17 protein-coding genes and 1 pseudogene are annotated in these 14,550 nt (G+C 40.0%); 10 read left to right on the plus strand and 8 right to left on the minus strand.

The genetic code is table 11. The features are described 5' to 3' along the window. Positions 1-91: 91 nt before the first annotated feature. Complete coding sequence (locus tag FIB07_01245) at positions 92-2,674, plus strand: DNA polymerase elongation subunit (GenBank protein ID NJD51474.1); 2,583 nt, start codon at positions 92-94, stop codon at positions 2,672-2,674. A gap of 11 nt (positions 2,675-2,685) precedes the next feature. Beyond that, complete coding sequence (locus tag FIB07_01250) at positions 2,686-3,543, plus strand: DUF89 family protein (protein ID NJD51475.1); 858 nt, start codon at positions 2,686-2,688, stop codon at positions 3,541-3,543. Between the two features lie 30 nt (positions 3,544-3,573). On the opposite strand, the pseudogene FIB07_01255 reads toward FIB07_01250, so the two are convergent. Next, positions 3,574-3,851 (minus strand): annotated as a pseudogene (locus FIB07_01255) (type II toxin-antitoxin system mRNA interferase toxin, RelE/StbE family). A 256-nt stretch (positions 3,852-4,107) separates the two neighbouring features. Beyond that, positions 4,108-4,320: a hypothetical protein gene (locus FIB07_01260; GenBank protein NJD51476.1), complete on the minus strand. Its 213-nt coding sequence runs from the start codon at positions 4,318-4,320 to the stop codon at positions 4,108-4,110. Between the two features lie 242 nt (positions 4,321-4,562). Between FIB07_01260 and FIB07_01265 the strand changes: the two genes are divergently transcribed. Genes FIB07_01265 through FIB07_01280 form a run of 4 tightly spaced genes read left to right on the plus strand, consistent with a single transcriptional unit; the run spans position 4,563 to position 8,006 of the window. Then, complete coding sequence (locus FIB07_01265; GenBank protein NJD51477.1) at positions 4,563-5,135, plus strand: LemA family protein; 573 nt, start codon at positions 4,563-4,565, stop codon at positions 5,133-5,135. Further along, complete coding sequence (locus FIB07_01270) at positions 5,132-6,958, plus strand: DUF2207 domain-containing protein (protein NJD51478.1); 1,827 nt, start codon at positions 5,132-5,134, stop codon at positions 6,956-6,958. The genes FIB07_01265 and FIB07_01270 overlap by 4 nt, the downstream gene beginning before the upstream one ends. After that, the gene (locus FIB07_01275) at positions 6,955-7,581 is read left to right on the plus strand and encodes a nucleoside deaminase (GenBank protein NJD51479.1); all 627 of its coding nucleotides are present in this window, start codon (positions 6,955-6,957) and stop codon (positions 7,579-7,581) included. Before FIB07_01270 ends, FIB07_01275 begins: the two co-directional genes overlap by 4 nt. 35 nt (positions 7,582-7,616) lie before the next feature. Next, positions 7,617-8,006 (plus strand): hypothetical protein, encoded by a 390-nt coding sequence (locus FIB07_01280; protein NJD51480.1) that lies wholly within the window; start codon positions 7,617-7,619, stop codon positions 8,004-8,006. 323 nt (positions 8,007-8,329) lie between these two features. Here FIB07_01280 and FIB07_01285 read toward each other — a convergent pair whose 3' ends face one another. From FIB07_01285 to pscS, 4 genes are all read right to left on the minus strand, one after another. Further along, positions 8,330-8,968 carry a hypothetical protein gene (locus FIB07_01285; GenBank protein ID NJD51481.1) on the minus strand — a complete coding sequence of 213 codons (639 nt, stop codon included), beginning with the start codon at positions 8,966-8,968 and terminating at the stop codon, positions 8,330-8,332. Next, positions 8,955-9,575 (minus strand): hypothetical protein, encoded by a 621-nt coding sequence (locus FIB07_01290; protein NJD51482.1) that lies wholly within the window; start codon positions 9,573-9,575, stop codon positions 8,955-8,957. The genes FIB07_01285 and FIB07_01290 overlap by 14 nt, the downstream gene beginning before the upstream one ends. 127 nt (positions 9,576-9,702) lie before the next feature. Beyond that, positions 9,703-10,716, minus strand: coding sequence for a hypothetical protein (locus FIB07_01295; GenBank protein ID NJD51483.1), 1,014 nt, complete (start codon positions 10,714-10,716; stop codon positions 9,703-9,705). A gap of 2 nt (positions 10,717-10,718) precedes the next feature. Next, positions 10,719-11,906, minus strand: coding sequence for an O-phospho-L-seryl-tRNA:Cys-tRNA synthase (gene pscS / locus FIB07_01300; protein NJD51484.1), 1,188 nt, complete (start codon positions 11,904-11,906; stop codon positions 10,719-10,721). Between the two features lie 109 nt (positions 11,907-12,015). On the opposite strand from pscS, the gene FIB07_01305 reads away from it, so the two are divergent. The 3 genes from FIB07_01305 (at position 12,016) to FIB07_01315 (ending at position 13,297) form a co-directional block, all read left to right on the plus strand. Next, a complete protein-coding gene (locus tag FIB07_01305; protein ID NJD51485.1) occupies positions 12,016-12,324 on the plus strand; it encodes a hypothetical protein in 309 nt (102 codons plus the stop codon). 269 nt (positions 12,325-12,593) lie between these two features. Next, positions 12,594-12,995, plus strand: coding sequence for a HEPN domain-containing protein (locus FIB07_01310; protein ID NJD51486.1), 402 nt, complete (start codon positions 12,594-12,596; stop codon positions 12,993-12,995). Continuing rightward, positions 12,938-13,297: a nucleotidyltransferase domain-containing protein gene (locus tag FIB07_01315; GenBank protein NJD51487.1), complete on the plus strand. Its 360-nt coding sequence runs from the start codon at positions 12,938-12,940 to the stop codon at positions 13,295-13,297. The genes FIB07_01310 and FIB07_01315 overlap by 58 nt, the downstream gene beginning before the upstream one ends. A 124-nt stretch (positions 13,298-13,421) precedes the next feature. Here FIB07_01315 and FIB07_01320 read toward each other — a convergent pair whose 3' ends face one another. Next, a complete protein-coding gene (locus FIB07_01320) occupies positions 13,422-13,646 on the minus strand; it encodes a DUF2283 domain-containing protein (protein NJD51488.1) in 225 nt (74 codons plus the stop codon). 41 nt (positions 13,647-13,687) lie between these two features. Next, on the minus strand, positions 13,688-13,879 hold the full coding sequence (locus FIB07_01325; protein ID NJD51489.1) for a hypothetical protein: 192 nt from the start codon (positions 13,877-13,879) through the stop codon (positions 13,688-13,690). A gap of 13 nt (positions 13,880-13,892) precedes the next feature. On the opposite strand from FIB07_01325, the gene FIB07_01330 reads away from it, so the two are divergent. Continuing rightward, positions 13,893-14,474 (plus strand): tetratricopeptide repeat protein, encoded by a 582-nt coding sequence (locus tag FIB07_01330; protein ID NJD51490.1) that lies wholly within the window; start codon positions 13,893-13,895, stop codon positions 14,472-14,474. Positions 14,475-14,550: the final 76 nt, after the last annotated feature.

Genomic DNA, 14,550 nt, shown 5'->3' on the forward strand with positions numbered 1-14,550 from the left:
TGCTAATGATATTTAATATTGTTGATGTATATTGAAATTGTATATTGAGAATTAAGAAACATATAAACACTTGAAATCAAATCTAACGATCATGAAATTCCAGATTCTTGATGCCGACTACACCTACAAAGATGATAAGCCTGTAATAAGGCTCTATGGGAGAGATGAGTCTGGAAACAGTATATGCTGTCATGTGCCGGGTTTTGAACCTTATTTTTATGTAAAAGCAGCGCCGGAATTGTCAGTTATTTTGCTGGAAAAGTTTAAAGATCATATAAAAAGGATCGAGCAGGTAAGGCGGTTTGAACCTGTTGGTTATTTCAAGAATAAAACAAGCATGCTAAAGATCACCCTGTATGATCCGAAAAGCGTTCCAATCATCCGCGATGATGTCCGAAAAATGGTTGATGAGATATATGAGACAGACATCCTTTTCAGGAACAGGTACATGGTAGATAAAGGGCTTGGCGGCATGGGCTGGGCAAAAGCAGAACCTGAAGGGGACGCAATAAGCAATAATATCATAAGCGACCTGAAAATAACATCAGAGAATGTAGAACCTGTTGAAATTCTGAAAAACGCACCTCTGAGGCATCTTGCATTTGATATTGAGTGCCTGCCATTGAATGGCTGCATGCCGGTGCCTGAAACCTCTCCAATTGTATTTATGAGTCTTGCTTTTGCGCCTGATTTTGAAGGAAAGAAAACACTTGTGCTTGTTGGGAAGGATGCAAAAGCAGATGTTGAAACCGAAAGCTATGGCACTGAGGAAGCAATGCTTCGCAGGTTTTTCGAAATAATAAAAAAGTACGACCCTGATATTCTTGTGGGCTACAACTCAAACAGTTTTGATATTCCGTATATTGTTGACAGGATCAAAACTCTTAATAGAAAAGGAGCGCGGATAGAGCCGATCGCAGGCAGAGATGGCAGGGACCTCTATTATAAGAGAATCGGGAATGTTACAAGAGTAAGCGTGATGGGCCGCATTGCTGTGGACGTATTGCCTTTGCTTCGCAGGGAATTTTCACTCAAACAATATACTCTGAGGAATGCGGCAAAGGAATTGCTGGGGTCTGAAAAACTTGAAATACCATTCCTTGAAATGGAAGATTACTGGAAAGACAATGGTGAAAAACTTTCGAAATTCATCGAGTATTCAAGGCGTGACTCGGAGCTTGCACTTCTTTTCCTGTTGAAACTCAGGCTTATTGATAAATACATCGCTCTTGCAAGAGTGAGCGGGACGCTGCTCCAGGATATCCTCGATGGAGGGCAGACCCAGATGGTGGAGAACCTTATGCTTCGTGAATATATGAAAAACGATCGTGTGTTACCTCCGCGCCCAACAGGGGAAATATCTGAAGAGCGCTATGATGAAGGCGAGGAACTGGCCGGGGCTGAAGTCCTGCCTCCGAAGAAAGGTCTTCTTGAAAACATCGTCATCCTTGATTACAAATCATTATACCCGACCATAATGATGGCGCATAATCTTTGTTATACAACTGAAGTTGTGGGAGATCGGCCGGCTGACGTTATAGAAGCGCCGACGGGTGGTGTTTTCGTTTCCAAAAAAGTTGTAAAAGGTATCGTGCCATCCATTCTTGAAGATCTCCTGAACCGCAGGCAGGAGACGCGCGCTAAAATGAAAACAGCAAATGAGGAGGAAAAACGGGTGCTGGATGCCACACAGCTTGCGCTTAAAATTCTTCTAAACAGTTTCTACGGCTATTCAGGATATACGAGGGCGCGATTGTACAGTTTGACACTTGCAAGCGCAGTAACAAGCTTTGGAAGGGAGAATATCCTGAGAACGAAAGATTTGATAGAGAAGGATATCAGGGAAATAATCCTGAAGGATGGAAAAGCTTTCAAAAAAGATGAAAATATAAGCGGGAAGCGTATTGGGTTATCGGTAGTTTATGGAGATACTGATAGCGTTTTTGTGCATCTTGCTGATAAAGAGATTAACTTTGATGAGGCGCAGCTTGTAGGAAATACGATCGCAAATACCGTAACGGATTCTCTTGTTAAGCCAATGGAGCTTGTTTTTGACTCTTTTGCCAGGCGCGCTATATTCCTTGCCAAGAAGCGATATGCACTCCTTATCCAGGAAAAAACGGCGAAAGGTTTGAAGGAAAAGATAAAAGTGAAGGGGATGGAGACAGTTCGCCGCGACTGGTGCGAGCTTACCACAAAGACTATTGAGAAAGTCCTTGAGCTTGTCCTGAAGGAAGGAAAAGTGGATGATGCCGTTCTTCTTGTCAAGAATACGATAAACAGCATAAAAACAATAGATTCCACAAGCCCGCTTTTTGACGACCTTATCCTGACACGCCAATATACAAAAAAAATTGAAAGTTACAGGAACAGGCAGCCACATATAACAGTAATAGAAAAACTCCGGAAAAGGGGCATAATTTCACATGTCGGTGACAGGATACCTTTTGTGATCGTGGCAGGCAATGCGATATTTGTTGACCGCGCCGAAGACCCTGAATATGCGCAAAAGAAAAACCTGCCTATTGATGTTGATTATTATATAAATAAACAGATACTTCCGCCTGTTGAACGGATATTATCTGATTTTGGTGTAACAAGAGAAATGTTAAGAGGGATGGGAGAAAGAAAGGTGCAGGCTGAAACAAAGCAGAAGCAATTATTTGAATTTTAGGAGAAAATATTTTGAAGACCCATCCCAGATGTGCGCCGTGTTTATTATCAAGAGTACAGTTCGAGGCAGAACTTTCCACAAAAGACGTGGAATTGCAGAAAAAAGTAATTATCGCAGGGATAGAAGTACTCAGGAAATACATGGTTGACGGGGCGGCGACGCATCTTTCCACAAAGATCCACAGGGAAGCATACAGGATCCTTGGGGATATTGATCCATATTCAGAGAAAAAAAAGGAAAGCAATGCGGCTGCAATGAAGCTTTTGCCCATGGGAAGGGAATTTGTTTCTGAAAAAGACTCATTCAGGCGCGCGGTGCTTTTATCAATTATTGGCAATTCGTTTGATTTCGGGGTACTCGGTTTTGACGCTGATAAAGCAACAGCAAAGGATGCCATGCAGAAGCAGATCGAACACGGGCTTGATGTGGATGATTCAGATAAGATAAAAACGATGCTGAGCAACGTCGTCTATCTTGCCGATAACTGTGGAGAGATCGTTTTTGACACATTGCTGTTTGAGCAGATAAAAAAGCTCGGAGGCAGAATCACCCTTGTTGTCAGGGGCGCGCCGATATTGAACGATGTCACCATGAAAGAAGCTCTGGAACTTGGTATCGATAAAATGGTTGACAGGATACTTACAACGGGTTCAAACGCCATCGGTTTATGTTTGCAGGAGGCGCCGCCAGAGCTTGTGGAGGCGCTGGGGAATGCGTCGCTGATAATCAGCAAGGGGATGGCGAATTATGAGACAATGTCTGAGTATGATTTCAGGCCGATAGCATATCTTTTGAAGACAAAATGCGAATCAGTGGCTGAGGCGATGGGACTTAAGAGGAATATGAACGTGGCGAGGGTGGAAGAGTGAAAAGCGACTTATAATTTCTTGGACTTATTTTTATAAATATATTTTATCATGGTGTTCAAAATCCAAAAATTCTATAAGTCGCTCATCTTCATTTAGAGTAAAGATCAGAACAAAAGGGTCAAAATGGACCCGACGAATGTTTTTCATACACCATATTTCAGTGGTTTGTAATGAGTGGGATTCTCTATGATTTCAAAAATCTTCTTTTTCACACGGGCAAACAGAAGGGGATTTTTCTTTTGGAGCTTTTTTAATTTCTTGGCAAGCTCTGGTTTTATTTCAAGAGAGAATGTTTGATTTTCATTCATATTTACTATACTTAGTACGTTCAAATAATATATAAAATTTTTCCAGAAAATAAAAAGTATAAATAGTTTTTTTCCTGTTTTAAACACTTATAATAGCTCTAATAATTTTTTCTTAATTGTCGCTTAATTATCTCTTAATTGTCGCTTAGTTATCGCGTGTAGTTACACTTATAGCAGCTGTAGTACTATAGTATTTAGTGATAGTAACAACACGCAGAATACAAATATTTATGAAATAATCTCAAATAGAGAATATTTATTCCGAAAAATATTCATCAAATTCTTCAGAACTTTTGAATCTAATGCCTTTCTGTTTCTTTATTTTCTCTAATTTTTTTAGATATTGAGGATTTACTTCCCTGTGAATGTCTTGATCAATTTCATTAATGACAATCTCTAATCGGCTCATTTGCTCTTTTAACGCTGCCATATCATTCGCCATTCTTCTGATAAGTTCTGCTTCAGCCATTTATATTCAAATATAATGGAATTAGTAACATATAAAACTTTAGTGCGTTATGAGATTGCTCTAAATATGCATTTACCATCAAGTGATTGCGAATTATGGATTAAAATTCAAAAGAGCCCGGCGCGACTTGGACGAAGCCATGACCATTCCCAAGCGCGGGAAAACTTCATGATAATCAAAAATGAGATTTGAGCCAGCAAGTATCAGAAATTTTATATAGCGCCTGAAATAACTTATATTATATGGATATTTTAGTGGTAGTATCTATCCTTGTGATAATTCTTGTAATAATACTCCTTGTTAGCATCATCTATTTCTTTTCCACATACAACAGGCTCAAAAGCTTAAGGAATGCCGCAGATGCGACACTATCCCAGGCAAGAGTTGCGATGAAAAAGCGGCTCGACATGATCGAACAGCTTGTTGAGGCAGTTAAAAGCTATGCTAAGTTCGAAAAGGATACTTTTGAAAAAATAACGAGCCTGCGGGTAAACGTGGGAAAAGCAGATACGGGAGAACTTAAAAAAATTGATGTTGAAAGCCGCGGGATTCTTGGAAATATTATCGCAGTTGCTGAAAATTATCCTGCATTAAAAACTTCAGAAACCGTAACTTCATTGATGGCCTCGGTCAAAGATGTAGAGGATGAGATAGCAAGACACAGATATACATATAATAATATTATCCAGGAATATAATACCATGATGGATACTATTCCTTCAAAATTCATTGGACGCGGGGCTGGTATGAGCAAGAAGGAATATCTGGATTTCTTTGACGAGGAATTAAAAAGGCCAGTGGTGAGTTGGGGTTGAATGAAAATAAGGAAATCGTAATTTTATTAATTGTCGTGACGTGGATAGGTTTAGCCGGGCTTTACCTTATCGGGGAATTTCCTGGCATGGAGAACGCATGCGGTTTAGGAGGGTGCGGGGATGTTTATGTGGATGCCTACAATGCGAACCTGTACCTGAATGGGACACTTGAAGAAAATTTTGTTTATGAAATCAAAGGATCGGGTAAATACAGGATGCTATATCGGGACTGGAAAGTACCGCTTTCTTACGGGATACCTGATACAACAATAAAAACCAATCCTCACATAGAACTTGTCAGCATTTCTCCGCCATCCGGAACATTTCCTTATATCAAGGATTTTCGTGGCAATACCAGAGTGATCTCAAATGCAGAAGATGTCCGATATACTAATGATATTTCATCCCTTGCTATGCAGAACGAAGCAGGCAGCTACAAACCTGGAAGATTCAATGCCGGAAATTACAATATCAACTATGTTTTTAGTCTGCATCCTCCTCTTGAATGTGATAAAGAATACTGCCATCTGAATTTAAAACTCGCAGACGAGCATCTTCCATACAATAAGGTAATAATGATTATCTATGACCCCAGAGGCTATATTTCCCGGCTTTTTGAGCATTCATTAATGGATGTAGAGAAAGATGGCGATACATGGATTGTGAAAGGTAGAAGCCCGAAAAATACACTTTTTGAGATAGAGATGCTGCTTGATCCCGCTATTCTGGAGGAAATGGAAGGATTTCCAAATTCCATATCAGATGTCCAAGGAAAAACACTTCAAGCAAATTCCAAATATTCCATCTTTTCACAATTAAGTTCTGCTCTCAGAGCCATGGTGTTCCTTTTTCCTGTATTGCTTGTATTTATTTATTATAAATTCGGCAGGGAAAAAAGTTTCACAGTGCCAAAATTCCTGAGTTTTGTTCCAGGTAAACGTAAACCATGGCTTGTTAATCTTGTTTTTAGAAAAGATCCCTTTGACTATGATGAGAATGGATTTTATGCGACACTTCTTGACTTGCATAAAAGAGAACTCATTAAAATTGAAACCGAGGGAGAATTAAGGATAACTCTCCTGAAAGGACACAAAAACGCAGAGGATGAATACGAAACAAAAGTCCTGAAGTTTTTGGAGAGTTATTCTATAAACAATGTGTTTGATATCAGTGAAATGGAACACAAAATCGAAGATTTGCGGAATAAAATCATGGAGAAGAGTTCTGAGGCTGAATACGATTTGAATATTATTCGGGATAATATGAATGATGTAATGAAGGTTCCTCAGAAAAAGGCTGCCAATGAATTTGTAAGGAGCGGAAAGAAATACACATGGATGATATTCGGGTTTTTCCTATTAGTCCTGGTCGTTACTTCTTATCTCTTATCCATTGGCATATATACTTCCCTCGTCCTGTTACTACAAACTGTTCCCCCGTTATTTGTTTCATCTTCTCTTTTCGGAAGGTGGAAGGAAAATTATTATAAAGAGAAACTCGAATGGGATGCTTTCAAGACATTTCTTTCTGATTTCGCATCAATAAAGAAATACGCACCACAGGATATAAAGATGTGGCAGGAATGGCTTGTCTATGGAACAACGCTCGGCGTGGGGGATAAGGTTGTTGAAGCCATGAAACAGCTTAATATACAAATACCTGAAGTCCATGCAGTGACCTACATGCCGATATACTTCAGAGGCGCATATGGCATGACATCTCCACCATCCCCGCCTTCATCAGGTGGCGGCGGTGGATTCAGTGGCGGTGGCGGATTCGGCGGAGGCGGCGGATTTGGAGGCGGGGGAGGGGGAGCAAGATGAGAAATGAAAAGATAAAAGAGTCAGGACTGAAAGAAATTGCAAAGATCGGTCATGAAAATGAAAAAATCAGCAAATTGAGAACCTGGCTTTTGGATTATAAATTCAACAACGCATATCCTGATGATAAATATGTCTGGCTGACAAATGTGCTGGCATTAAAAGGTGTGGATTCGGGTAATTTTGGTGTAGGATGTATTTTAGTTGATATTCATGGCAATGTAGTCGTTCAGGGTCACAACGAAGTGTTTCATCCGTATTTTCGAAGTGACAGGCATGCAGAAATGGTGGTTATGGACGAATTCGAAGACATACAATTTGATATTCCAGAGGTTCAAGGGCTTACATTATACACTTCCCTTGAATCCTGTCCGATGTGTTTTGTAAGGTTGATCACCTCAGGTGTTAACAAAGTCCTCTATGCTTCGCCAGATATGACTGGAGGTATGGTACGAAAAAAGAAGAATTTACCTAAATTCTGGCTTGATCTTTATGAAGGAAAAGTTTTCTCACAGGCCAGATGCTCCATGGAATTGATCAATGCTGCCAATGGAATATTTCTTCTAAATGTGGATGAATTAATTAAGAAAATTAAAAATGTTCATGCTATGAAGAAAAGTTCATGAAAATCTTTATAAATCTGTAAATCATAACCCTTCTAATGGATAGATTATTGGGTGGAATAATTGATGATCTTACTCTATATAGAATTATTGAAGGAGCAATCATAATATCCACCTTATTTGCAGTTTTTCTATCTATACAAATAGTTCTGGTATGGAAATTTATAAACAAAGAAGAAGCGAACTCAGATGAAATAATTTCCAATAAAAAAAGTTTTTACCGAAGTAGCATATTTATATTCATGGCAGGATTTTTTATGATCATTCATGAATTTCTTGAAGGCCTTGAGGAAAATGCACCTGATTACACAACCTATAAATTGTTTGAATTCATAGCAATTTCAGGATTAATTCTATTTATGCTTGAGTGGTATAAGATATTGAAGAAATTACAAAAGAAGCAGAAAGCTCAATATCACACCATTTAATTGTAATTTATTGTGTTTTATTTGTAGCTCAGGCCAATTTATCATTGAATTGGTTTTGTCCAGACAACGAAATTATGGACCAGAAAAATGATAAAACCGAACATTATAGCACCTAACAATGCGCTTTGCCAATCAAAGATTTTATTCTGTAAAAAAAATTTCAGCAGGACATAAATAATAAAATATGAGATTGAAGCCGTAAAAGTCAGGATAAGCGTTTTTCTCATAATAGAATATAACATTATTTTATTTTTTAATAAGCATTTTCCAAAATTATATCCAAATCATAACCATATCTGGAATCTTCCTCTTTCACATATCACCTATATTTTAAGATATGTATCAATACTTTCTCTGGGGATTTTCAATTCGCCAAAGAACCTCTCCATCATTGTAATGTTAAGTTTTGCTCCGGACAATTTGTACAGGTATCTTGCGTCACCAATATCTTTTGGAGAACCCTTGAATAAGTTATACGATATTTGCATCTCAAGAGGTGAAATAAATAAATTCCTGTCGCCAAGTATTACTTTTTTGCGGTATTTCAGTGTAAATCTATCCATTTCATTTTTAACTATCTTAATCCTGAACTCCGGAATTTGACTATCTTTTTTTACAATTCTTACAGCGTGATGGTTTTTCAGGTAGGCGTTGTATGCATCAATGGGATCGCTTGTGTTTTTGCATTCGTACGATCGTTCAATTTCAAGCCACAATTTCAAAAATTTCTCAAATGAGATATTCTGGGTCAGGATATCAATATCCTTTAGTTCTTCTTTTTCTTCATTTGTTTCATTACTACCAAATAGAATAGGAACATATCTTGAAAAAAGCGCATAACGGATATTATTTCTTGTAAGTATTTCAGAAAAATCCAATACCAGATCATCAATTGTTGACAGCTTTTTATCAAGGGTTATTTCATTATCATTGAATTCTATTTTTATTTTATTTTGATTCATACCGCCCTCCTGCAAGTTCTCTTATCCTTTGTGCGGTCTTGTAACCAACACGTTCCACGTTCATCAGTTCCTCAAGCTGCGCCGTCATGATATTTTCCACACTGCCAAAGTGCTTTAGCAGATTCCTTGCAGCTACCTGTCCTATGCCTGGAAGCGATGATACAATATATTCTTTCACTTTACTTTGTGAGAGACGGCTGCGTTTTCCGTGTAAATTGAAAGGCCTGGTTTTATCTGTTTGCTCTTTTGCAGCGATCATAGTGATAACCTGGGCTGTTTCTGCCTCGTTAAGCGTGTATATGGTTGGGATACGCATAAGGGCAATGGAATTAAGAAAACCCTGTATTGCGTTTGGATTCATCCTTCGGCCTGAAAAGAAGAATATATCTTCACCCTCAATGATCAGAATGGGTTTCCTGTACGATTTCGCCAGGTCCATAAGTTGTGAAAAAAGCTCCCGGCGCTCGATCAGGGTTGCGAAAACATCATCGACCGTTTTTCTTTCGAATGCCACGCGATCACTTACAACATAATCACCTGTCTTCAGGGTGCTGATCTCAATTTCTGCACCAAGTTTTTCAAGCGCCTCTGGTACCCTGGAGCGCATTTCACGGTGGTCAATGACAATCTTAATTTTAATAGCTATCTCTCCTCAATGTGGCAAAACTGTATACCAACAAAATGATATCCAGCACAACAGGTGATATATTATCTCAAAGTGCGAAGTGAAAGTATTATGTCGCTTTCCTCTTTATCTTCTCGGTTTCCTTTAATATCGTGTTAATGCCGCTCTTAACAAGCGCTTCGAACTTTTCACCGCGCATGCTTGCCCTGTTGAGCGTTTCTCCGAGATCAAGGGGAAGAGCGATATCAATCCAATTATCCCTTACCCTGTGCAGCAATGGTTTCTCAAGGATTTCCTTTGCTTTTTCATTAGCAGAAGATGCAGTATTGCTATCCTTGAATTTTATTGGTACATGCAGTGTCAGGGATGTGATCTTTCCATCCTTTTCCTTTGGCGTGTATAATCGTACGATCTCACTTCCGAAGCGGCCGAAGAACTGGTCTGTTCCTTTCCCGAATCCTATTTTTTCGATTGCTGATACTGCGCCTGCGGGAATATCATCCATTATGCAGCCGCACAATGCGTTTGTTATCTCTTTTTCTTCTGTACTTTCTGCAATCCGGACAAAATCATCAAGCGGAAAACCCATTACGACCTCATCATCGCGGTAGCCCGAGAACATCCTGGCTCCATTGCAAAGAAGCGACAGGTTGACTTTTTTCTCCATGAACGGGATTGCAGTACACTCACCACATACTGCGAACTCTCCTTTGAATTTAACTTCTACAGGCTGTTTTTCATGCAATTGGGCAAGTATTGTTGAAACGCGCATTATTTTTCGCGGATTTCCGATTATTACAACAATATCGGGTTTTTTTTCAGTCTTTTCAAGGGTGCTGACACTTACTAATTTTGTATTTGCAGGCTTTATTCGCGGATAGACCTCACCGTAGCTTGGCTCCGTGAAACCAAGAGCAAGTTCAGCGCTTGTGCAGGTAAGTTCTTCTACGCTAAAAACGAAACTTTCCCCGTAAAAAGCGCTTCTTCGTACCATTTCACAAAAGCGCATTGGCTGGCTGCTTGTTTTTTTTTCTGAAGCGTCATTAATGATCCTGACAGCCACTGGTGAAGAAGGAAGTTCAAAAAATTTCCTGAATTTCATTGACAATTCTGCATATTTCATCGTTATTCCTCGACTTTTATTCCGTTTTCTCTTGCTATATCCTTGAAGGCGTTGGCCACATATTCGATCTGTTCACTTTTCAAGCCATAAGTATTGATCTTGAAATTCTTGCTCATACCAGGATGAAGGCCAACGATCTTTCTCTTTTTTAACTCATGATACAGGAAATATCCCCTGCGCTTATCCTTTTCTGCGATCTCATGAAGTGCCAGGCTTTCAAAGTTCATAAGAGGATGCTGTTTTGGCTTGACACCCATCTGGTGGAACCCTTCGATCTTCTCAAGCTCATTTACAAAATACTGTGCATTTTTTACCTCTTTATCCCAGTGCTTCACACGTTCTACAACAGCAGGAAATGAGGCCATAAGCGTTGCCACGGGCGCCCCGAACACTGGCGAGCAGCCGAACAATGCAACTTCTTTTTTAGTGAATCCACGCCCGCTCCAGTCCCCACGGCATGTTGATTTATTGAACACCTTCGTGCTCCATTCATAAGTTGTTGCAAGTATCCCGATAGGTGCAGATGCTGCCCAGCTTTTATGTCCTGAGCCGCACAGGAAATCCACATGGAGCTTCTTGCCATCAACAGGCATTATTCCTGATGAATAAGCAGTATTTAAAAGGAACGGGACACCATATTCTTTGCATATCTCCCCGACTTTTTCGGCATCAGCGATATTCCCATACCTGTAATCCACATGCGTAAGCACTGCTACTGAGGGGAGTTTTCCTGTCTTTTGCTCTATCTCTTCGAATTTAACGGCATACCCCTGTGGGTCAATTTCAAACATGGGATAACCGTTATGCGGGACTTCCACAATGTTTAATTTGTTCGCCTCTGCGGCAAGATATGAGGTATAATGGGCAAGAGCATCTAAAACAACGGTATCACCAGGCTCACAAACCATGTGCATTACAGCCCATTTCGCATGGCGGCAGCCTGCCGTGAACCTTACATCGTCCATATTAAGGAATTCTGCGACATCCCCTGTAAAATCGTGAACCGGGGGTTTATCAACAAGATCAACTCTTGATTCGAAACAATAATCGCATACCGAATAACCGTCCCCGAATTCAAGAAGGGCTTTTCGCGCTTCTGCTGTCAGTACCCCGCCACGCTGGATGGGGTGCACGTTCACATAAGTATCAGAGATACCGCGGGTAAGGTTTTTATATTTGTTAAGATCCATGCTCTTTAATCACATTCCAAGAGTTTATTAATGAACTTATAATTTACGGAAAAGGCAAAAGAAAAATATAGAACTCTATAAAATAATGTGAGAATCAAAAGAGGTGAATATGTCTGATTTAGTATCTCTTGGGATAAGGCTTGACAAAAAAGTGTTAGAAGAACTGAATCGAATAGCAGATGAAGAGCATGAGGACAGGACAACCGTTATTAGAAAGCTTATAGCTGATGCTATAGGTAATTACAAGAAGGACAGAGTATTGCGAAAATACGAGCAGGGTAGAATCAGTATATCCAGGGCTGCGGAAGAGACTGGATTGACTGTTGGAGAGATAGAGGAATATATGGTGAGTAAGGGATACAGGTCAAAATACTCAACTGTGGACCTTGAAAGAGAACTTGAACTTCTTAAAACCTAACTGGAATAATAACGTCAGATAGCAACAAAACCGAAGATTCCTCCAAAAACTCGCGCCCTGCGTCGAGCGCGGCGATCTGGATGCGTGTGTGGAGGAGGCGGCGCGGATGGCGGGGGAGATGGGGATAGGGGCTAAGTTAATAGTATTCGATTGCCTGCCCATTCTTGATGAAACAGTATTATTTATAGGCGAAAAACAATAAAGTTGCATTGAAATTTCACAATAACTCAAAAACTTATCTCATGTGAATCTAAAGAGGTAATAAGGATATGAGCAACTTAGAAGAGGCGATCAGGTGGCTAAAACAAGGTGAACGTGACCTTGGCGCTGCAATGGTCTTGATGGAAAAAGAGTTCTATGAGAGCGCATGTTTTCACGCCCAGCAAGCTTCAGAAAAGGCGCTAAAGAGCCTTCTTCTTATGAAGGGCCAAAGGACGATTGTAACCCATTCGACGCGAGAATTATTCAGGGAAGTCAAAAAAATAATTCCGCAATTCAAAGACCTTGGGAGAGCTTCAATGGAACTTGACAAACACTACATTCCACCGCGTTATCCTGATGCTTTTCCATCAGGTTCACCTTTTGAATACTACACAAGAGAGGATGCAGACAAATGCATAAAATATGCAGAATCGATATTAGCAGAAGTGAGGAACTTCCTGGCAAAATAAAAAGTTTTGTTGGGAAACTCACTTCTTGTATCAATATCAAAAAGGTATATTTGTTCGGTTCAGTAGCTCGCAATGACTTTAATGAAGGAAGTGATATCGATCTTGCTATCATAGGAGATTTTAAGGAACGTTTTTTAGATCGTATAGATAAAATTCTTGAAATGACGGAGTTACCGATAGAACCGCTTTGCTATACGGAACAGGAATTTGAAGATATGAAAAGTAAGGATAATCCTTTCGTGAAAGAAATTTTGAGGGGTAAATTACTCTTCAATTCCGATGAAAAAAGTTGCAAAGTTTGAGGAAAGGAATTATGCCAGAAAACAACAAAACCCAAGAACTCCTGCAAAAACTCGCGCCCTGCATCGAGCGTGGCGACCTGGATGCGTGTGTGGAGGAGGCGGCGGGAGAGATGGAATCGCCGGATTATGCAATTGCCTTATGCGCGGCTTTCTGTCCCTTGATTTCGTATAGAATAGCCTGAGGTTCGGATATATTTTCAGAAGCGTCAAGCATTTCTATTGCCACAATTTTGTTATCTTCCCCATAATCAACTATGAGACCTTCCCGGACCTCATCGCTTTCTTTAACAGCCATTTCTCTTAGAATCAAAGTAAGTGAATCGGTTTCTGGGTCATATATTATTTTCATTTAAATCCTTATTTATATGCAAAGAACAATAAAGATGAGTCCTAAATCCCCAGTTCTTCAGCTAATTCTTCAAAATCCCTGACTTTTGTGCTATCTTTCTTACCTTTTTCAAGTTGTTTTATGATGTCTATATCCGACAGAATTTCTATGGTTTCCTTTATAGATTCATATTCGTCTGTTGATATTGTAATCCAGCTTGATTGATCTTTTCCGGTTGCGGATGCTGCCGCCATTCGATATGTTTATATGGTAGGCTTCTATTTAAATTTTAAGTTTAATAAAAAGTTAAGAATTATGCCAGAAAATAACAAAACCAAGGAATTCCTCCAGAAACTCGCGCCCTGCATCGAGCGCGGCGACCTGGATGCGTGCGTGGAGGAGGCGGTGTGGGCGGCAGAGGAGATGGGGATAAAGGTGGAGAAGCTAATGGTTTTGTCCACACAAGCAGGCATGGGTGGAATACACGCATTCGCTTATGTACTTGCGCTTGCAGCGGAGCGTAGTCTGGAAGGAAAAGCAAAGGCAGGAGCTTATTGTAATGCTGGAGTGGCGGCTGGATTTCTTGGTAGAAAGGAACAAGAAGAACAGCATTATAAAAAAGCGATAGCTGCGAATCCGAATATTGCGGAGGCGCATTCCAATTACGCCAATTTGCTATCTGAACTTGACCGGAAAACAGAAGCAGAAGAACATTATAAACAGGCGATAGCTGCGAATCCGAATTATGCGGAGGCGCACTATAATTACGCCAATTTGCTATCTGAACTTGACCGGAAAACAGAAGCAGAAGAACATTATAAACAGGCGATAGCTGCGAATCCGAATTAAGCGGAGGCGCACTATAATTACGCCAATTTGCTATCTGAACTTGACCGGAAAACAGAAGCAGAAGAACATTATAAAC

This window comes from Candidatus Methanoperedens sp. (assembly GCA_012026795.1).
Classification (GTDB): Archaea; Halobacteriota; Methanosarcinia; order Methanosarcinales; family Methanoperedenaceae; genus Methanoperedens.

What these genes read in the sequence shown, in the direction of transcription:
- FIB07_01305 (NJD51485.1), top strand. Translation starts at nt 12,016, where the DNA reads ATGTCTGATTTAGTATCTCTTGGGATAAGGCTTGACAAAAAAGTGTTA.
- FIB07_01330 (NJD51490.1), top strand. Translation starts at nt 13,893, where the DNA reads ATGGTAGGCTTCTATTTAAATTTTAAGTTTAATAAAAAGTTAAGAATT.
- FIB07_01265 (NJD51477.1), top strand. Translation starts at nt 4,563, where the DNA reads ATGGATATTTTAGTGGTAGTATCTATCCTTGTGATAATTCTTGTAATA.
- FIB07_01280 (NJD51480.1), top strand. Translation starts at nt 7,617, where the DNA reads ATGGATAGATTATTGGGTGGAATAATTGATGATCTTACTCTATATAGA.
- FIB07_01260 (NJD51476.1), bottom strand. Translation starts at nt 4,320, where the DNA reads ATGGCTGAAGCAGAACTTATCAGAAGAATGGCGAATGATATGGCAGCG.
- FIB07_01325 (NJD51489.1), bottom strand. Translation starts at nt 13,879, where the DNA reads ATGGCGGCAGCATCCGCAACCGGAAAAGATCAATCAAGCTGGATTACA.
- FIB07_01245 (NJD51474.1), top strand. Translation starts at nt 92, where the DNA reads ATGAAATTCCAGATTCTTGATGCCGACTACACCTACAAAGATGATAAG.
- FIB07_01285 (NJD51481.1), bottom strand. Translation starts at nt 8,968, where the DNA reads ATGAATCAAAATAAAATAAAAATAGAATTCAATGATAATGAAATAACC.
- pscS (NJD51484.1), bottom strand. Translation starts at nt 11,906, where the DNA reads ATGGATCTTAACAAATATAAAAACCTTACCCGCGGTATCTCTGATACT.
- FIB07_01310 (NJD51486.1), top strand. Translation starts at nt 12,594, where the DNA reads ATGAGCAACTTAGAAGAGGCGATCAGGTGGCTAAAACAAGGTGAACGT.
- FIB07_01315 (NJD51487.1), top strand. Translation starts at nt 12,938, where the DNA reads ATGCATAAAATATGCAGAATCGATATTAGCAGAAGTGAGGAACTTCCT.
- FIB07_01320 (NJD51488.1), bottom strand. Translation starts at nt 13,646, where the DNA reads ATGAAAATAATATATGACCCAGAAACCGATTCACTTACTTTGATTCTA.
- FIB07_01290 (NJD51482.1), bottom strand. Translation starts at nt 9,575, where the DNA reads ATGCGCTCCAGGGTACCAGAGGCGCTTGAAAAACTTGGTGCAGAAATT.
- FIB07_01295 (NJD51483.1), bottom strand. Translation starts at nt 10,716, where the DNA reads ATGAAATATGCAGAATTGTCAATGAAATTCAGGAAATTTTTTGAACTT.
- FIB07_01275 (NJD51479.1), top strand. Translation starts at nt 6,955, where the DNA reads ATGAGAAATGAAAAGATAAAAGAGTCAGGACTGAAAGAAATTGCAAAG.